This window comes from Prosthecobacter sp., from assembly GCF_044227185.1.
Classification (GTDB): Bacteria; Verrucomicrobiota; Verrucomicrobiia; order Verrucomicrobiales; family Verrucomicrobiaceae; genus Prosthecobacter.
Window position 1 is genome coordinate 429,102 of the sequence record NZ_JBGAFO010000002.1, and the last position, 19,111, is coordinate 448,212.

The window sequence follows — 19,111 nt, forward strand, 5'->3', positions numbered from 1 at the left end:
GTATTGTCTGGAGATCAGGCGGCCTTCAGCACTTCGTGCGTATGGATGGCCGGATTCACGATGTCGCGCACGAACTGGGCGGGCTCCGCGCCTTCACCGAAGACGTAGATGCGCGTGCGGAGGGTGAGCTTTTTGATCTCGAAGCCGGGATTCTGGGTGCTGCGGTAGTAATTGAGGATCATCTCCTTTTCCAGGTCCAGAGCGGCGCCTTTCATGCCGTACTCCAGCACGAAGGCGGCTTTTTCAAAGGCGGGCTGGCCGCCGGTGCGGGCCTCCTGGCTGATGGGGTCGATCAACACTTTGTCCACAAAGGCCTTCAGGGCCGCCTCGTCGCCCTCGAACTCGATCTTGTAAACGCGGCCTTCGCGGTACTTCAGCGGCAGGGGGTGCGGAGCGTAGAGGAGCTTGTGGCAGTCGCTTTCAGTGTCGAATTTGCCGAGGATTTCAAAAATTTGGGTCACAGGGGTGGCGGGGATGGTTCCCCGTCTTCCTAGCGAGAACGCCCGCCTGCGCAAGCGCGCAGCCGCCGGGTGTGAATCCCTCTTGCCTCCCCTGCCCCGGCCTGCTAGAACTGCACTGTTATGCCGCGCATTCAATTCACCACCCCTGACGGTGCTTCGGGCACCCTCGAACTCGACGCCGAACGCATGTCCGTAGGCCGTGCTGATGACAACCAGCTCGTCATCGCGGAGGATTCCGTGTCCAGTCACCATGGTGAGTTTGCCTTTGACGGCAGCAGCTGGACGCTGACGGACCTGGGGTCCACGAACGGAACGAAGGTGGGCGGCGCGCGCGTGGAGAGCGTGGGCCTGACACCCGGCGGAGCCTTTCAACTGGGCAATGTGAACTGCGTGTTTGTGGGTGATGGCGGATCCGAAGAGGACATCTACTCCGCGCCGACGATGACGGTGACCACGCCTTCCAGCGGCTATGGCAGCCACCCTTACAACGGGCGCCTGCGCAAGGGCTTCGGCCCGAAGGTGAAACAGAAAAATCCCGGCGGAGCGCTGCTCATGCTGCTCGGCGTGGCCGCCCTCCTGGCCTGCGGCGCCGCTGCCTACTTTGCCAATCAGATGGGAGCCTCCTGAGACTGACCAAAAGCACGCGCTAGCGCCCCGTGGCTCCCCGTTTGGAGCATCTTAGCGGCCTTTTCCGGCTGCCATGGCAAGGCCTGCGCGTCATGAAACCAACCCCCTTTGCGGCTTTTTCATGCCGCGATTTCAAGAAAAGAATCCATGTCTAACACAATCATTGTCGGCGCCCAGTGGGGCGATGAAGGAAAAGGTAAAATCGTTGATTACCTCACGGAAGGCGCAGACCTGGTGGTGCGCGCCGCAGGCGGGAACAACGCCGGGCACACCGTCATCAGCAACGGCACGAAGTACATCCTGCACCTGATTCCCTCCGGCATCCTGTGGAAGAACAAGGTGTGCGTGATCGGCAACGGGGTGGTGATGGACCCGATCGGCCTGCTGGCGGAAATGGCCAAACTGCGCGGACAGGGCGTGACGATCACCCCGGAGAACCTGCTGATCAGCGAAACGGCGCACCTGGTGATGCCCTACCACCGCGGGCTGGACAAGGCGCGCGAAGCCAAGCGCGGCGACAAGAAGATCGGCACGACGGGACGCGGCATCGGCCCGGCGTATGCGGACAAGGTGGAGCGCGACGGACTGCGCACCATTCTCATGACGCAGCCGGAGATTTTTGAAGAAGAGCTGCGTGACCGTCTGGCCCGGCACAACGCCACCTTTGCCGAGCTGGGCGTGGAACTGGTGCCGGTGGAGGAAACCGTGAAGGAAATGCTGGAGGCGGCCAAAACGCTGGCGCCGCACATCACCAACACGACGGTGTACCTGCATGAAGCGATCAAGGCGGGGAAGAACCTGCTGTTTGAAGGCGCGCAGGGCACCTACCTGGACATCGACCACGGCACGTATCCTTTCGTGACGTCTTCGAACACGACCTCCGGCGGGGCCTGCACGGGCTCCGGCGTGCCGCCGCGCATGATCGACAAGGTGGTGGCCGTGGGCAAGGCCTACACCACCCGCGTGGGCAGCGGACCTTTCGTGACCGAAAACGACGCGATCGGCGACATGCTGCACAACATGGGTCGCGAATTTGGCGCCACCACCGGCCGCGCCCGCCGCTGCGGCTGGCTGGATGCCGTGCTGGTGCGCTATGCCGTGATGCTCAATGGAGCGGATGAACTGGCCATCACCAACCTGGACGGGCTGGACGGCCTGGACACGGTGCAGATCTGCACCTCCTACACGCTGCGTGGCAAGACCCTGCACTACCCGCCGAGCACTGCGGCGGACCTGGCGGCCTGCGTGCCGGTGTATGAAACCCACCAGGGCTGGAAGCAGGACCTGAGCGGCATCAAGAAATTCTCCGACCTGCCGGACCTGGCGAAAGCCTACCTGAAACGCCTGGAAGAGCTGACGGGAGCCCGGATCAGCCTGGTGGGCGTGGGCCCGGACCGTGAGCAGACTCTCATCGCCTGAGCCCCATATTCCATTTGACGCACGCCGTCATTCCCCTACTTTCACGGCCCTTTTCCCAAACTACCCCTCCGACCCCGTTTATGACCGAAATCCAGATCCGTAAAGGCGAGCCCGTTGACCGCGCTCTCAAACGCCTCAAGACCCGCCTTGAAATGGACGGCATCCTTGAAGAAGTCCGCCGCCTGCGTGCGCACGAAACTCCGAAGGAGCGCACCAAGCGCAAGGCCCGTGCCGCCGCCAAGCGTGGCAAGATCCGCTACCGCTTCACCCTGCCGAAGACCGCCGCCGCCACCGAGGCTCCTGTCTCCGCTGCTTAATCTGGCTCAGGGAAAAGTTGCTTTCAAAAAGGGCGGTGTCATCACCGCCCTTTTTTTGTGCCGGTCAAGAAGGGTCAAGGCTTCGCTGGTCAAGGTTGCACCTGTCAAGGTGGGTCAAGGCTGCGCTGGTCAAGGCTGCGCTGGTCAAGGTTGCACCTGTCAAGGTGGGTCAAGGCTGCGCTGGTCAAGGCTGCGCTGGTCAAGGCTGCACCTGTCAAGGTGGGTCAAGGCTGCGCTGGTCAAGGTTACGCCGGTCAAGGAGGGGGCGACGCTTGACCTCTTGACCTCTTGACCTCTTGACCTCTTGACCTCTTGACCACCCCTTGACCGTTTCCTCTACCTCCCCAGCCCGGCGAGATAGGCGATCAGATCCCGCAGCTCTTCGCGGGTCATGTTCATGATGAGGCCTTCGGGCATGAGGGAACCGGCCTCCTGCTTTTCCTGAATCTGCGCGGGGGTGAAACGGTTCACTTGCCCGCCCAGGAGATCGCGGAGCTGGAGCTCGCCCCCGGCTTCGCTGACCTTGTAGCCCTGGAGGTGGCGGCCGTCCTTCAAGGTCAGAGTTGTCGCGACGTAGCCTTCTTTGATCTGGCGGTTCGGCCAGACGACGGCCTCGATGAGAAGCTCCACGGGAACACCGCGGCCGACGGCATCCAGCTCCGGGCCGACGACACCGCCATTGCCGCCGATCTTGTGGCAGGCGGTGCAGCCGGAAAGCGGGGCATTGAAGACGGTCTTTCCTTTCGTGGCATCACCGCTCGCTTTGACCTCTGCCGCGAGGGCAGCGACCCAGGCGGCGTCGTAGGCGGGCACGGTGTTTTTCACGCCGAGGATTTTGCCGAAGGCGGTCATGAGGGCTGCATCGCCGCGGCCTGCGGCGGTCAGGGTGGCCATGGCCATTTTGGCGGCTTCAGGCGGACAGGGCTTTGCATCCAAGGCCTGGGCCAGGGCGGAGACGGCTGCATCACGCACGAGGAGTGGCGCGAGCCACGAGCGCATGGTTTCCGCATCTGCGAGGCCGGGCAAGGCTGCGGCGGCGAGCTGACCTGCCAACGCTGGCTTCTTCTCTGCCAAGGCTGTAAGCGCGGCGATGCGAACAGGCCATGGCTGTTTGGCATCAGCGGCCCATGATGCAAAGGTTTCCACGGGCTCGCCCAGACGGGAGAGGGCGGAGAGTGCGGCGGCGCGGGTGCTTTCGCTGGTTTGCAGCAGAGGACGAATGGCGGGCTCGGCGCTTTTGAAACGCCAGGCTCCGGCCAGGGTGCATGCGGCTGCTTTTTGTACTTCGGTGCCGTTTTGAAGAATCTCCAGCAACTGTGCTTCCATTCCCGCGGGCGGCTTGCCGCTGCGCTGCGTCACGGCCTGTGCGAGGTCTTGGAGGGCGGCCTCATCCTTCATGCCGAGCCTGAGGGCGAGGAGCATGTCATCGGGCTCTCCTTTGCGGACCAGGGCTGCGACCAGACCGCGCCGAGTTTCAGCGGGCATGGATCCGCCCTTTTCCTTCACCAGGGTGCGCACGACGCCGAGGAGTTCTGTGCTGCCTTCTTTTTCCACGAGGAAGGCCAGATGCTTCGGCGGCAGTGAATTCAAGATTTCGAACGGCGGCTTCTTCCACTGCGGAGCGGTGGCATGCACGGCGAGCCACAAGGCGCGCTCGATGAAACTGTCCATGGGCTTGTCGAGGACCTTCAGGGCGATCTTGATGGATTCGGGGGATGGAATTTTCGCAGCGGCGACGACAGCTTCGAGACGGACGAGAGGAGATTTGTCCGCGGCACGCCACTCCAGAAGCTGCAATGCCACAGCCGTCTCGTCCGGTTTTAAGACTGCACTGGCATTCGTAAAGGTCCCGGCCATGTGGGTGGCGTAGGCCCGCACTTCAGGGTCACCACTTTCTGCAATCGCCCATGCAATGCCATGCAGGTCGGGCCGTCCCGTATGCTCGTGCAGCCGCATCAACAGCATCATCAGCCGTTTTCTAGTTTCAGACTCAAGAGCTGCATCGAAACAAATCTTTTCCAGTTCACTCACAAACGCGGACGAGGGCTGCAGCTCATTCCTTCCTTCGCCCATGACTGTCAGCAGTCTTGAGATTTGATAGTGCGACCAGCGGTCTGTTTTAACCGCCATGGCAGTTTTTGCGAGAGCTTCCGTGTTGCTGATGGCCAGACTTGGAGCTTCAAACGCACGTCCCTTTGCCACCACACGCCAGATCCTTCCATGCTTTGCATCACGGTTCGGGTGGCGGAAGCTGGCCTGGTAGTGGCCGATGATGGGGTCGTACCAGTCGGCGATGTAGAGGGCGCCTTCGGGGCCGAAGCGGATGTCGATGGGACGGAAGGCGACGTTGTCGCTGGTGATCAAGGGGGGCTGCTCGACGGCCTGCATGCCGCTGGGGAACTCTTTGTCTGGGATGAGCTTGTAGCGATAGACGGCGTTTTCAAAGAAGCCGCCGCTGATGATTTCCTCCTGCATGGCCTCGGGCCAGTGGGAGTTGCCAACGATGTCGATGCCGCAGAATTTGCGCAGGCCGTCGGTCTTGATGATCTGGCCGCTGTAGGGAAGCTGGAAGCGTTCGAGCACGAAGTGGGGGATCTTGTGCACCTGCGTGTCTTTGCGTTCGCGGCTCTCCTCGGCGTCTTCGATGAGGGAGGTGCTGACCTCCATGGGGCGTGCCCAGAACATGCCGGCGGCGCCGGCCACCATGATGGGCTGGCCCCATTTGGTGAAGGCGGTGCCCCAGGCATTGAGCGGCATGCCGGTGGGGTAAGGGTTCAGGCGTCCGCTTTTCGGGTAGTAGTGCCAGAAGCCTGCGCCGTAGAGTGTGCGGGTGCCATGGACCGTGGTGACACGGGAGTAGCAGTGCAGGCCCTGATGCATGACCAGCGCGCCATCGGGTGCCCAGATGAAGCTGTTGAGGCACTGGTGGGTGTCGCCCGTGCCGAAGCCGCGCAGCACGACCTCGCGGCGGTCCACGTGGTCATCGCCGTCGTCGTCATGCATGAGCCAGAGTTTTTCACCTTCGCCGACATAGACGGAGTGGCCGTTCGGTGATTTCACAGCGGGGTCGCGCGGGGCGAGCTCCATGCCCATGGGCTGGCTCAGGCCGCCGGCAAAGGTGGTGCGCTTGTCGGCGCGGCCGTCGTGGTCGGTGTCTTCAAGGATGATGATTTTGTCGTCCGACACCATGCCTGGCTGGGCCTGGGGATAGTCGCTGGTTTGCAGCACCCAGAGGCGGCCGCGCTCATCCCAGCGGATGGCGATGGGATTCGGGATGCCGTCTGCTTCACTGGCGAAGAGGTTCACTTCGAAGCCATCGAGGACTTTGAAGGATTTTAGCTCGGCTTCGGGTGAATGATCCGCGGGCGGCTCGCCGACGGAGATGCCTTTCTTTTTTGCAGGCTGCTGGGCGAGAGCGAGGCTGAGCAAACAGAACCAGAATGAGCTGAAGCTCAGGAGTACTTTTTTCATGGCAGCTTTCCTCCGAGGTCGTTCGCGAGCTGGGAGATTTCGTTCTCCTTGGTTTCAATGAGAGGCAGATACTGCTCCAGCTCGGTGGGGAACCAGCGCTGGGCGGGGTCCGCATGATCGCGGCTGCTGGGCTGCGCGGTGCGGTCGCCATGGAGGAAGGCCCAGTTTGCGGGACGCCAGTAGCGATGCCAGAGGGTGTTCTTCTGCTGAATGAGGGACTTTAAACGCGCATCGGGCGCCATGGCATCTTTGCTCCAAAGCTGGGCGATGCTGGTGCCCAGAAGAGTCGCGCCGGAGGAAGTCAGATTCAAGCCATCGCGGGTGGAACCGGGCTGCGATGGAGTGGTTTGTGATGCCTGCAATGCGCCATGCGCCGCAGCTACTTCGGTGATGGCTGCTGCATACTTCTTCAAAGCGGCATTGTGCTCTGCGAGAGCTCCCTCAAACGGCGGTGGCTGCACCAGGATGATGCGGGGGGTCACGGTGGCGCAGGTGGACACCAGTTTGTCCAAGGCGGTTTTGAATTCAGCGAGGCCGCTTTCTCCGCGCTCCAGGCACTCCTGACGGCCAAACATCAGCATGGCGGCAGTGGCGCGGGCGCGCTGGAGCTGCTGCGGGATGCCGCCGAAGTTCATGGGGCGATCCTGGCGAAAGACGGTGTCTGCCTCCCAGGAGAGGTCACGCACTTTGATGCGGCTGCCGGGAAACTGCGCCACGAGCAGCGCCTCCAGGGTGCCATCTTCCACCACGGCGACGGCTTCGGTGCCGCCGAGGATCGCCACGACCTCGCCGGTCATGAGGCTTTTGTTTGCGGCGAAGGGTGCGAGCGTGGGCCTTAGTTCAGCAAGTGGTGGTTGCGCGGCCAGTTCGAGAATCTCCGGACGTGAGAGAGTGCGATCGTAGAGACGCAAGCCGGTGATCTGGCCGCGAAGTGCGCCGCTGTTTGAAGCGAACAGGGACTGGGTCAGCATGAGAGGAGCTGAAGGTTCGCGCCAGGAATTCAGTTCAATGCCGTTCAGCCAGAGGCCGGACAGGGCCTGCTTCGCATCCCGCTTCACATTGAGCGCCACATGCCACCAACGGCCGGGGAGCTGCTGGGGGAAACGTGCCTGATGCGAAGGCCCGTGGCCTGGAATGCTGACGACGAGTTCCGTGGGAGTGAGGTGAAAGTTGAGCAGGGGCTTGTCTCCTTCGTAAAGCAACGACAGGAAATGAGTTTCATGTTCGGCAGCAGGAGGTGCTTCGATGCGGAAGGCAAAGGCGACGGCGAAGTCTTCCAGGCGCGCCTTTTGCGCCGGCGCGGGCAGGCTGAGCGGGCTCCAGGCCTGCAATGGCATCATGCCCTCCCACTTTGCCAGGAGGCCTTTTTCAATTTCGGAGGAGACGCTGCCCACCTGGGCCATGGCGCTGCCAAGGAGCAGGAGGTGGATGGCGGGGAGAAGCCGGAGGAACATGGCAGCGAAAAAAACAGGCGGGAGAAGCGCCTTCTTGCAGTTCGTTCTGTTCATCGGGAGGCATTGCTGTTAATTGCTGCCAACCCCATTTTATCTCATGAAGCTCAAGCTCGACCTCAAGGATTTTCGTGTACCGGATGGCAAGCCGTTTCGCATCAAGAAGGCAAAGACGAAGGTGAAGGATTTGTACAAGGACGACGCGCATTACGAGTCGCTGATCGCGGAGTTCCGCACGGAGATCGACGACCTGCAGCAGAAGATGTATGCGCAGGACCGGCAGGCGCTGCTGCTGGTGTTTCAGGCGATGGATGCGGCGGGGAAGGACAGCACGATCAAGCATGTGATGAGCGGGGTGAACACCCAGGGCGTGGAGGTGCACGCCTTCAAGCGGCCGACGTCCGCGGAGCTGGACCACGACTTCATGTGGCGCCACACGCGCGTGATGCCGCCACGGGGCCGCATTGGGATCTTCAACCGCAGCTACTATGAGGAGGTGCTCATCTGCCGCGTGCATCCTGAGATCGTGACCAAGGTACAACGAGTGCCGGATCACACGACGAAGCACCTGGACAAGCTTTTTGCCGACCGGCTCAAGGACATCCGCCACTATGAATCCTACTGCCACCGCAACGGCATTCTGATTTTGAAATTCTTCCTCAACGTGTCCAAGGACGAGCAGAAGAAACGCTTCCTGGCCCGCATCAACACGCCGAGCAAGAACTGGAAGTTTGAAGAAGGAGACGTGGGCGAGCGCGGCCACTGGAAGGAGTACATGGAGGCCTATGAGGACGCCATCCGTGAGACGGCCACGGAGCACTGCCCGTGGTATGTGGTGCCGGCGGATGACAAGAAGAACATGCGCCTCATCGTGAGCGCGGCGATCCTGAACGAGATGCAGAGCATGAAGCTGAAGTATCCCGAGCTGCCGCCGGAGCAGAAGAAGCACCTGCAGGCGGCGAAGCGGATGCTGGAGGCGGAGAAGGAATGATGAAACCAGAATGAGGAATGACGAATGAATGACGAAGTCTGAATGTCGAATGCGAAGAAACCGCACATGGAATATGCGGACCCTTCTTCGCTCTTCGAGCTACGAAGCACCTGAACTCAAGGGGGCCTGAGTGTGGGACGGCGAGTAACAGCGGAGGCTATTCGTGAGTTGTTTGCACGAAGAACGTTTCCAGATTCCGGCTTCCCCCTTCGCTCTTCGAGCTACGGAGGACGAGAAAGCCGATACTACAATACTTGCGCTGGGTGGCTTGGAATTTTGGGTGATGCGGGGATTCCAGAACGGGCTTCCTCCTTCGCTAAAGCTACGGAGGACGCGAAAGCCCGAACTACGTACTCAGAGCTGCGGAGATGTGAAGTTACTCGGGAGCAGCCGAACACCAAGCGGATGGATTGTGGAACGGGGAGTAACGACGGAGGCCAGTGGCGAAAGGGGGCGCTGTTTTTTGGCAAAGGAATTTCTTGGCAAAGGAATGGCCGGAGATTTGAGGCGTAGTTAGTCAGAAGGGCAGGCCACTTCGCGCTGGGTTACTTCAGACTGCGGAGCCAGGCGACGAGGTCGAGGAGGTCGGGTTCGGGCATGGTTTGGTCGAGGCCCTGGGGCATGAGGCTGGTGGGGAGGGTGGTGTCTCCGGCGATGGTCTGATGGGGGATGGTTTTTTCCTGGCCGGCGATGTCGATGACGAGGAGGCCTTCGGCGGTGTGGGATTTGATGACGCCGAGGGTTTGCTGGCCGTCGCTGGTTTCGATGACGTGGGCTTCGTAGTCGCGGGCGAGGGTGTTGCTGGGGAAGAGAATGCTTTCGAGGAGATCGCGCTCGGTGCGGATGGCGCCGATGTGGGAGAGGTCGGGGCCGATGGGACGGCCTGCGGAGCCGATCTTGTGGCAGGCGATGCAGGTCCCCTTCCCCATCTCAAAGTTCTTCTTTCCATTCGAGGCATTGCCGCTGGCGATGACCTTGTCTGCCAGCGGGGCGAGCAGGCGTTTCTTGGCCTCGGAGGCGGAGACGGCGGCGTTGTAGGCGGGCAGGATGATCGTTTCAAAAATCTCCGGCGGCAGGTCGCTGAAGGCGGTGCGGTAGGCGCTTTCCTGCTGGCTGGCTATGACGGGATTCTTTGCGATTTCCGTCGCAAAGGTGCGGCCGACATCGAGGTCCTTGGATTTGCGGACGAGGCCGAGAAGCGACTTGAGCTCGACGGGGCCGAGGGTGGCGAAGAGTGGCGCGAGTTCGAGGAACTGAGGCTTGGCCAGAGGCGCGCTGGCAATCATGCCCGCGGCCTGAATTTTTGCCGCGGAGGAGGAAGCTGCGTCCGCCAGCACGCCTTTGACCATGGTGAAGGTGTCGCCGGTGAGCTTGACGGATTTGGCGGAGTCGAGGGCCTTGAGGCGGATGGCGAGAGGGCGCTTGGAGTCGCCCGCGATGGACTGGAGCGCGGCGTCGAAGTGGGGGGAGCGGAGTTTTTTGACAGCGTCGAGAACGAGAGGGGTGGGGGATTCGGCGAGGAACTGGTCGAACGCGGGGAACCAGGCTTCATTGCTCACGCCGAGAGTTTGGGAAGCAATGATTCGCAGCGCGGATTGCTGGATTGCAGGGTTGGGATGCTGAAGCATTCTTGTCAGCAGTTCTTCGGCCTCGATTCCACCCAAGACGTGCGGGATAAAGGCTTCGAGCTGAGGAATGAGTGTGGCATTCCTGAGCTTTATCTCAGCCTCGCTCATCGCGAGCTCTGCAGGTGACCTGGCTGGCTCTTCACGAGGCAGCCGCTCCGCGAACCTGCTGATGACCGACCTCGCCAGGTCTGCATCAGTGGCTGCTATCGCCATGGCCGCACTGGAAAGCTGCGGATATGGAGAAGTGGCGAAGCCCGCCAGTGCCCTGTCAAAGTTCTTCTCGTGAAACAGGCTTCGAGGCACCACTTTCAGCACACGCGCCACAAATCTGGGGTCGGCATACTTTCCCTGCTTCTCGAAAATATTCGCCTTCTGCTCGACCGTCAGCTTGTCCGACCGGGGGAGACGAAGAGCCCCCTCATACCTGACCAATGCCATCTGCAAAAACTTCGGTGCGTCGGCGGAGAGTCTCAAGCTTTGAGCACATGCATATAGGGCAGCATGCTCGAGGGCAGGGTCCAAGTTGCTTGCGAGGAGCTCCATCATGGCGCTGTGCGGAATCTGACGGCTTTTATCCTGAGCGATCCATTCCAGAGCCAGACGGCGCGCCGGCTGATCAAACGACTTGAGCTCAACCAGGGCTGAAGTGAGATCCGCAGGAGAGGCAGCCACCCGTGCCCATGCTGCCGGTGAAGGCATGGACTTTGTGGACTTGATCCGATACACCGCGCCGAGGATATCTGACTTGGCCATGAGGCTGGAGGGGCAGCCGATGCGGAACCAGCCGCCGGTGTCGAGGAGGAGGAGGGAGCCGTCGCGGGGGTCTTCCATCACGTCGGTGAGATGGATGTCGGGATTGTGGAGTTTGAGGAATTCGTTTTCGACGGCCTTGTAGGTGCTGCCACTGGGGGTGAGCTCCATGCGGACGAGGCGCTGGGTGTTGAAGTGGGTGACCATGAACTGCTGCGCGCTTTGGTTTGCGGCGGGATAGTTTTTCCAGAAGCAGCAGCCGCTGACGGCGACGTGGCCGAAGTTGTACATGACGGGCATGGTTTCGAGGGTGCGCGGCAGGTGGGCGATGGCCTTGAGCTGGTCGGCGCGCTCATAGACGCCGCCGTAGAGCCAGTGGATGATGGTGTCGCCACGAGGCTGGGAGTAATAGAGGTTCTGCACGCCGATGATGTCGCCATCGCGGGTGAAATCGACTTCGACGGGATTGTCTCCGCAGCCGAGCGAGTGCCAGGCGACGTCGCTGCCGTCGGGCTTGCAGCTCCAGATGCCGCAGGCGAGGGATTCATCGACGGGTGTGCCGTCTTTCTGCACGACCTTGTGGCCTTTGCGGCCGTGGCACCAGTAGAGGCGGCCATTAGTGGGATGGAGGAAGGGGCCGTGGATGTCGGCGGCATTGCCGGTGTACTCAAAACCGCCGACGATCATCTCGCGCTTGTCAGCGACGCCGTCGTTGTCGGTGTCGGTGAGTTTCCACAGGCCGGGCGGTGAGCCGACGTAGAGGCTGCCATTGAGCCAGCAGGCGCCTTGAGGGAAGGTCATTTTGTCAGCGAAGACGGTGCTCTTGTCGAAGGCGCCGTCGTTGTCGGTGTCTTCGAGGAGGAGGACGCGGTTGGGCGGATTTGCTTCGAGCTGGGCCTTGTTCCAGTTCACGCCGACGGCATCGCCAATGAAGAGGCGGCCTTTGTCATCAAGGCAGCCCATGATGGGATGAGTGACGAGCGGAGAAGCGGCGGCGACGGAAAGGGTGTAGCCTTCGGGGAGATCATGCTTGGGCAGAGGGAGCGATGCCTTGCCGGTGATGACGACGGGACGTTTTCCGCTTTCTGGAATGGCAGTGCCCTTGTCAGGCGGGAGATCAGCAGCCAGGGCGGGAACGGCAAGGAGGAAAAGGAAGCGGCGCATGGAGCAGGTACGCTGTCAGAGGGCCCGTTGTGTCGGCGCCACACAAAGCTCATTGACTTTCTTAGCCGAAGGCGGATGGGACGCCGATGGAAATCAATCCTTATGCAGCTCCGCAGGCTGAGGTTCTTCAGGCCACCACCGAGGACGAACAGATCCGCCGAGAGTACCTCAATACCGAAGCGACGATCAAGTCGGTGGGCATTTTGTATTACCTGGGCACGGTGGCGTTGACCGCCATCGGGGTGATCGCCCTCACCCGTGATGATCCACACAAAAACGAGTATGATCTGCTTCTGGGCATGCTCTTGATAGTCATGGGCATCGGAATGGGAATCGCGGCGTTTGGACTGAGACGTCTGCAAAACTGGGCACGCCCCCTCACGATTCTGCTTTCAAGCGTGGCGGTGATCATCGGCCTGGTCAATCAATCCTGGGGAGTGGTGATCCACGTTTACATCCTGGCGCAGGTTCTGGGAAAACGAGGGAAGTTTGTGATGACGCCGGAGTACCACCGGGTCATCGCCGCAACACCGCATGTGAAACGGAAGACGTCCGTTGTCATGAAGGTGCTGCTGGCGGTGCTGCTGATCATCCTGATCGGCGTCATCGCGGCGAACAAACTCAACCGGTGATCGGCTAGAGACGCCGCACCTCCTGGACCTCCAGGCCGGTGAGCTTCCACTCGTTTTTCACGGGTGTGATGGTGACGCGGGCATTGTAGATGTTCACGCGGGGATGGCTGTGGCCCCAGTGGCCGACGATGCCGCGGGCCATCCAGTTGCAGTCGGCCACAAAGCCGGGGCCCTTGGGATTGGGCTCCACCTTGTCCACGTTGGCGGAGAACTCGGTGATGGTGACGCGGGTGCCTTCGCGGCCGTCCAGCGTGAGCGCCTGGATGGTTTCGAGGTAGAGGCGGCGCAGCAGCTCGCCATCCACGCTGCGGGCCAGGACGTCATAGACGTCGGACTCGGCATGATGGTCGAAGGCGCGGTACACATTGCGCAGCAGCGGGGAGACGATCTTCTGAGCTTCGCCGACCTGGGTGATGGCGGGAGCTCCGGCGCCCATATGAACCGGCAGCCGGAGCAACTGGCTCATGAGGACGGCGCCCAGCAGCCAGACGGCGACGTAGGGCATGCCGCCGCCAGGAAGCTTGTGATCCTTGATCTTGAGATAGGCGTAGAAAATGATGCCGCCAAGGACCCAGAGAATGCCGCCCACAGGCACACGAAGAGGCACCGGCAGCTCAAACTGCGGCACCGCCACCAGGGGTGCGGGGCGCGGCATGCGGCCCAGATTGCGCCAGCGGAAAGTTTTGACGGAGGAATGGATTTCTCCGGTCTCGCTCAAGGGGCCGAAGAAGACGCGCACGGGAAGCTTGGTGGTGCCTTTGATCCAGCCTTTCCAGGTGACATTCAATTCTTCAGGGCCGGGCGGCGTGGCGAACTCCCACATGAAGCCCACCAGCGCCTGGTTCAGGGCCACGTCTTCATCCTCGCGCAAAGGGAGGGTGTTGCCTGGCAGGCCCTTGATGACCGCCGCCGTGGGCGGAGGCGCGGGCAGAAACTGGCTGCCGGCGCTGAGGGTGCACCAGTCCGCAGCCAGCGATGCGGCCTTGTCGGCGATCTGCTTTTGCTGCTCCGGGGTGAGGGAAGCCGGCGGGGCGGCATCTGGCGACAGCCAGGAGAGGATGGTGGCCGCATCAAAGAGAACCTCAAAGCGCGTCTGGTAAGGCTCCACGTAAAGATAGGCCTGCGCGATGGGGCCGGTGATGATGAGCGAACTGCTGGAGGGCAACGGTGGCGGAGCAGGCGGCGGAGGGGCCTCGGATGGAGGCGGCGTCGGCTGCGGGGTCACCGATGGTGGGATGACTGGCTGTGGAAGGCCTGGCTGCGGAAGGCCTGGCTGTGGGATGACTGGCGGTACCGCGGGAACAGGCGCGGGGCTTTCAGGAGACGGCCGCGCCGGCGCGGCGGGCATGCCAGGAGTGAGCGAAGGCAGGGTCTCCAAAGGCCGCAGGGGACCGATCTTGATGGTGTCCTGAGCCTGCAAGCCAGCCGGGGCCATGACCGCCCGAGCCAGCACGACGGCCAGGAGGGCACAGCACCACTTTGATGGCAGGAAGGGATTTGGCATTCTGCGAAGTTGGAAAATGGGAGAACGGAAAACGCTGAATCAAAGCGCCCAGGGCTTGCGCCATTCCTTGGAGAGCAGCCTGGAGGCAGCGGCGTTGTCCGCGATGGTTTCCGTCTTCGGGTCCCACTTCAGGCCGGTGCTGCCGCTGCGCAGGGCGATGTTTGCCAGATGGGCGATGGTGATGCTGCGGTGGGAAACTTCGATGGGCGTGGCGGTCGGTTTGCCGTCGTAGATGCAGGAGAGGAAATTGTCCGTGTGGTCCTTGCTCTCGTAGAGATGGATTTCCTCCGGGCGGGTTTTCTCGCGCAGGATTTCAGGGCTGCTGGCGGTGATCTTGCCGCGGTTCACGTAGATCCATTTGCCATCGTCCCCTTCAAACATGACACCGACGTGGTCGAAGGACTTCTTGGAGTTCGGCGTGGCCAGCACGGCCTCCACCTCGGGCATGAGCTTGTGCTTCGGGCTGGCCACATGCATGACGAGACCGTTTTCATACACGCACTCGAAGGAGAATTCGGAGGCCGTGTTGTAGAGCGCCTTGGTGTCCATGGTGCCGGAGACGTTGCGAAGCTCGACGGGGCCGGTGAGCTGGGTGCCCATGCCCCACTGGGCGATGTCGATGTGATGGGCGCCGAAGTCGGTGATCATGCCGCCGCTGAAGTTGAAATTATGCCGCCAGTTCAGCGGCAGCAGCGCGGGGCGGTAGTCGATGTATTCGGCCGGGCCGAGCCACATCTCATAGTCAAAGTCAGGCGGGAGCGGCGCGGGATTGACCTGGTCTGCCATGCCGTTCCAGTTGGTGTGGCCGCCGGGCAGGCCGACGCGGACGCGCTTGAGCTTGCCGATGCGGCCGTTCTGGGTCATCTCGCAGGCGAGACGGAAGTACTGGTCGCTGCGCTGCTGGCTGCCGGTCTGCCAGGTGACGCCGGCTTTCGCCACTTCATCGCTCATGCGGCGGCCTTCGGCGATGGTGAGCGCCAGGGGCTTCTGGCCGTAGATATGTTTGCCTTTGCGCGCGGCGTAGATGGCCATGTAGGCATGCCAGTGGTCGGGTGTGGAAACCTGCACGGCATCGAGGTCCTCCTTGTCCATCATCTCGCGGAAGTCGGCGTAGGCGGTGCAGGTCTTCACCGGCTTCTTTGCCGCCTGGGAATAGTGGGCGTCGATGATCTTTCTGCCGGCCTCACGTCCGCCGGTCTCCTTGCCATCGTAGCCGTAGTGGCCGTACTCTTTCATGGGATCCGCCACAGCAACAACCTGGCACTTGTCGTTGTTGAGGAAGGAGGGAGTCCAGTCCCCGGCGATGGTGCCCCAGCCGATGGCGCCGACGGTGATGCGCTCCGAAGGTGCGGGGCGGCCGCCTTTGCCAAGGGCGGTGGCGGGAATGATGGAAGGGAAGCCGAGGGCGGCGGCGCTGGAGGCGAGGAAACGGCGGCGGGAAAGGTTAGGAATATCTTTATTCACGCGGGCAGCTTAGCGGATGAGCCCGCCGAGGCCAGAAAAGAAATTGAAGAACTCCGGTGCAAGCAAAAGTGGACACGATGCGTGTGCGTGTTGCAAGATGACCGGATGAAAAAATCGAAGGCATTGCTGCAGCGCTTCCTGCCGCTTCTAGGGGCAGCGCTGCTTCTTGCCGCCTCTTTTTTCCCGTACCGGGAGCAAAAGACCCGGCTGCGGATAGCGCCCGGGGTGTGGCCTCCGGCGGAAGCCCTGCTGGTGGCAAGCGACCTGCAGATACTGCCGCCCAGCCGTTTTCAAACCATTGAGATGCCGTGGTCCTCCGCGGTGGTCCGCGCGTTTGGCAGCGGTGCGGCGGATGTGGCCGTGGTGACGCTGGACAGCCTGCTGCGCATGCGTGAGGCGGGACAGAAGCTGAAGGTGCTGATGGTGCTGAGCCGGTCCACGGGAGGAGACGCCGTGCTGGCCCGCCCAGGCATCCAGCGGCTGGAGGATCTCAAGGGAAAACGGGTGGCCGTGGAGCGGAGCGCCGGCAGCTATCTGCTGGCCAGTGCGCTGGAAAGCGCGGGAATGAGGATGGAAGATGTGGAGTCTGTGCCGATGTTTCAGTCAGAGATGGAAACAGCGATGCAGGGAGGACAGGTGGACGCTGCGGTGGCCACGGAACCGTGGCTGACGATCCTGTCGCGCCAGGGGGCCGCGCACAGCGTGTACGACTCCAGCCAGCTCAAGGTGCCGATCCTGTATCTGCTGGTGGCGTCCGAGCAGGCCTGCGCGTCTTCCCGTCAAGATCTGGTGTCCCTGCTCAAAGTGCAGGAGGAGATGGCTGGGAAGATATGGGCGGGGAGGCCCTTCCCTGGAATGGATGCCGTGCTGAGGCGGGAAAATCTGAAGGAGACGGAGCTGCCGGCGTGCCTGGTGCGGCTGCACCACCTGGACAAGGCTGAAAACGAGCGCGTGCTGAAAGAGCTTCCGGAGCTGGCGCTGCAGATGGAGGATTTGATGATCCGCGGCGGGATGCTCAAGACCAAACGTACGGACAGCGGCTGGATCGATGAGAGCTTCGCGAAGGAGGTGCCGCGATGAAGAACCTGTTTCGATCCATTCAAAGCCGGATCACCCTGAGCGTGTGGCTGTTTGGCCTGCTGGTGATCTTGTTTAACAACTGGAGGAACCAGCGATGGCTGATCGACCGGCGGCTTGAACGCCTGGAGCTGGAGGCCACTGAAACCGGCAGCCGTCTGGCGGGCCTGCTGCAGCACCTTTCCCGCAAGCAGCAGCAGCATGCCGCCGAACTGGAGATGGCCTATGTGTCCCTCTCCCCGGAGGTGGACCTGGGGCTGGTGTGCAACAAGGAGGGAATGGTGAGCTGCGCCACGCACATGCAATGGCAGCAGATGGACGTGCTGCAGACACCGCTGGCGGACGAATGGCGCAAGCATGCCTCCGTGCTGGAGAGCATGGGGCCCGCCTTTGAATGGAATGCCGGAAAGACGAGCCTGGTGGTGATGGTGCCGTTCTTCGAGAATTATGAGTCGTCCAGCCGTGCGGCGGTGCTGATCCGCTATGATGCGGCGCTGGCGCTGGTACAGGTGCGGGAGGACGCCTGGCATGAGTCCCTGCGCCAGGCGGGCGTGCTGCTGGCCTCCTGCCTGCTGCTGTGGTTTGCGCTGGATGAGCTGGTGACGCGGCGGGTGCGCAAGGTGGTGGAAATCCTGCGCACCGCGAGCTCGAAGGACGGGCTGCCCGAAGTCCTGGAGGGAGGAGACGAGCTCTCGATGATCTCCGAGGAGTTTGCCGGAGCGGTGAAGAAGCTGCGGATCGCGGAAAACATGGTGCTGGAAGCCGCGGAGCAGGAGCGCCGGAAGATCGGCAGGGACCTGCATGATGACATCTGCCAGAGGCTCTCCGCCACGAAGATGAAGGCGGAGGTGGTGCAGGGCATGATCCAGGGGAAGGACGACAAGATCGCCCGCCTCGCCGGACAGGTGGCGGAGGAGCTGTCGGAATCGACGGTGATCGCACGGAGCATGGCGTGGGGCCTTGCGCCGGTGGGGATTGAGAACCACGGGCTGAAGGATGCGCTGGAGAATGTGCTGAGGTTTGCGGAGAAGTCATACATGGTGCGCTGCTCGCTGGACTACTCCGATGTGAGCACCGTCCTCACCGGCAGCGCGCAGGAGCTGCTGTTCCGCATCGCCCAGGAGCTGGTGACGAACGCGTGCAAGCACTCCAAGCCAAACGTGATCAACATCACGGTGCGGATGGAGGACACGACGGTGGTGCTCAGCGTGATTCATGATGGCACCGCATTCACCGGAGAAGCGACGACGGGCGGCAAGGGAATGGGCCTGCACCTGATGGGCCAGCGCCTGCGCACACTTTCCGCGACACTTGAGAGAACGGTGGAAAAAGGAGCGCGGGATTTTTCCATTTCCATCGTGCGAATTCCGCCAAAGAACCTATGATAACCCGCCAAAGCCCGAAAGACGCCCCCAACCAGCCGACCATGAAATCCAAACCCGCAAATTCAGCCATTCGGATCGCCATTGTGGATGACCATACCATGATGCGCGAGGGATGGCGCCTTTTCATTGAAAACGCCGCTGATCTGTCCTTTGCCTGGATGGCCGGAGACGCCTCCGAGGCGGTGCGCAAGGTGGACGAAGACACGCCGGACGTGCTGGTGGTGGACATTTCACTGCCGGACCGCTCCGGGCTGGAGCTGATCAAAGATCTGCGCCTGCTGCGGCCGAAGCTGCCGATGATCGCCATTTCGATGCATGATGAGAAGCTCTATGCGCAACGGGCGCTGAAGGCGGGAGCGCGCGGCTATGTGATGAAGAGCGCGCCGCAAAAGGTGCTGGAACAGGCGCTGCACCGGGTGGCGAGCGGCGGCATCGCCGTGAGCGAGGAAATGTCCGAGGAGATCCTGAAGGCCTTTTCCTCCGGCAATGCGGCGGAGTCCAAGGACTCCATTTCAGAACTCAGCGACCGCGAGTTTGAGGTGTTCGTGCTCATCGGCCAGGGGAAAAACACCGGCCAGATCGCGGAGGCGCTGCGCATCAGCACGAAGACCGTGGATGTGCACAAGATGAACATCCGCTCCAAGCTGGGAATGAATGAGACCGGTGAGCTGGCGTATTTTGCCATTCGCTGGGCGGAAGGGCAGAAGGGCGGCTGATGGTGCAGGTGTTTAGAAGCCGCGTGTTCCGACTACCCGGAAGGAGACGCTGAA

14 protein-coding genes are annotated in these 19,111 nt (G+C 61.9%); 8 read left to right on the top strand and 6 right to left on the bottom strand.

The window, feature by feature from the left end:
- Positions 1–14: 14 nt before the first annotated feature.
- Positions 15–461: a hypothetical protein gene (locus ACILSQ_RS06295; protein ID WP_395742736.1), complete on the bottom strand. Its 447-nt coding sequence runs from the start codon at positions 459–461 to the stop codon at positions 15–17.
- A gap of 120 nt (positions 462–581) precedes the next feature.
- Between ACILSQ_RS06295 and ACILSQ_RS06300 the strand changes: the two genes are divergently transcribed.
- The 3 genes from ACILSQ_RS06300 (at position 582) to rpsU (ending at position 2,824) form a co-directional block, all read left to right on the top strand.
- Entirely contained in the window at positions 582–1,088 is a 507-nt protein-coding gene (locus ACILSQ_RS06300) for an FHA domain-containing protein (RefSeq protein WP_395742737.1), read from the top strand.
- A 147-nt stretch (positions 1,089–1,235) separates the two neighbouring features.
- Positions 1,236–2,507 carry an adenylosuccinate synthase gene (locus ACILSQ_RS06305; protein WP_395742738.1) on the top strand — a complete coding sequence of 424 codons (1,272 nt, stop codon included), beginning with the start codon at positions 1,236–1,238 and terminating at the stop codon, positions 2,505–2,507.
- 80 nt (positions 2,508–2,587) lie between these two features.
- Complete coding sequence (gene rpsU, locus ACILSQ_RS06310; RefSeq protein WP_395742739.1) at positions 2,588–2,824, top strand: 30S ribosomal protein S21; 237 nt, start codon at positions 2,588–2,590, stop codon at positions 2,822–2,824.
- 336 nt (positions 2,825–3,160) lie between these two features.
- Here rpsU and ACILSQ_RS06315 read toward each other — a convergent pair whose 3' ends face one another.
- Positions 3,161–6,295, bottom strand: coding sequence for a PVC-type heme-binding CxxCH protein (locus ACILSQ_RS06315; protein WP_395742740.1), 3,135 nt, complete (start codon positions 6,293–6,295; stop codon positions 3,161–3,163).
- On the bottom strand, positions 6,292–7,749 hold the full coding sequence (locus ACILSQ_RS06320) for a hypothetical protein (protein ID WP_395742741.1): 1,458 nt from the start codon (positions 7,747–7,749) through the stop codon (positions 6,292–6,294). Before ACILSQ_RS06320 ends, ACILSQ_RS06315 begins: the two co-directional genes overlap by 4 nt.
- Before the next feature lie 97 nt (positions 7,750–7,846).
- On the opposite strand from ACILSQ_RS06320, the gene ACILSQ_RS06325 reads away from it, so the two are divergent.
- A complete protein-coding gene (locus ACILSQ_RS06325; RefSeq protein ID WP_395742742.1) occupies positions 7,847–8,737 on the top strand; it encodes a polyphosphate kinase 2 family protein in 891 nt (296 codons plus the stop codon).
- Between the two features lie 545 nt (positions 8,738–9,282).
- Here the strand turns inward: ACILSQ_RS06325 and ACILSQ_RS06330 are convergent.
- The gene (locus ACILSQ_RS06330; RefSeq protein ID WP_395742743.1) at positions 9,283–12,279 is read right to left on the bottom strand and encodes a PVC-type heme-binding CxxCH protein; all 2,997 of its coding nucleotides are present in this window, start codon (positions 12,277–12,279) and stop codon (positions 9,283–9,285) included.
- A gap of 86 nt (positions 12,280–12,365) precedes the next feature.
- On the opposite strand from ACILSQ_RS06330, the gene ACILSQ_RS06335 reads away from it, so the two are divergent.
- Complete coding sequence (locus ACILSQ_RS06335; RefSeq protein ID WP_395742744.1) at positions 12,366–12,911, top strand: hypothetical protein; 546 nt, start codon at positions 12,366–12,368, stop codon at positions 12,909–12,911.
- A gap of 4 nt (positions 12,912–12,915) precedes the next feature.
- Here ACILSQ_RS06335 and ACILSQ_RS06340 read toward each other — a convergent pair whose 3' ends face one another.
- Positions 12,916–14,076 carry a hypothetical protein gene (locus ACILSQ_RS06340; RefSeq protein WP_395742745.1) on the bottom strand — a complete coding sequence of 387 codons (1,161 nt, stop codon included), beginning with the start codon at positions 14,074–14,076 and terminating at the stop codon, positions 12,916–12,918.
- A gap of 378 nt (positions 14,077–14,454) precedes the next feature.
- Complete coding sequence (locus ACILSQ_RS06345) at positions 14,455–15,879, bottom strand: Gfo/Idh/MocA family protein (protein ID WP_395742746.1); 1,425 nt, start codon at positions 15,877–15,879, stop codon at positions 14,455–14,457.
- A 105-nt stretch (positions 15,880–15,984) separates the two neighbouring features.
- Between ACILSQ_RS06345 and ACILSQ_RS06350 the strand changes: the two genes are divergently transcribed.
- The 3 genes from ACILSQ_RS06350 to ACILSQ_RS06360 are packed head-to-tail and all read left to right on the top strand — an operon-like array spanning position 15,985 to position 19,057.
- Entirely contained in the window at positions 15,985–16,959 is a 975-nt protein-coding gene (locus ACILSQ_RS06350; RefSeq protein WP_395742747.1) for an ABC transporter substrate-binding protein, read from the top strand.
- Positions 16,956–18,341, top strand: a complete 1,386-nt coding sequence (locus ACILSQ_RS06355) for a sensor histidine kinase (protein ID WP_395742748.1) — start codon at positions 16,956–16,958, stop codon at positions 18,339–18,341. Before ACILSQ_RS06350 ends, ACILSQ_RS06355 begins: the two co-directional genes overlap by 4 nt.
- 41 nt (positions 18,342–18,382) lie before the next feature.
- Entirely contained in the window at positions 18,383–19,057 is a 675-nt protein-coding gene (locus ACILSQ_RS06360; RefSeq protein ID WP_395742749.1) for a response regulator, read from the top strand.
- The last annotated feature ends 54 nt before the right edge of the window (positions 19,058–19,111 follow it).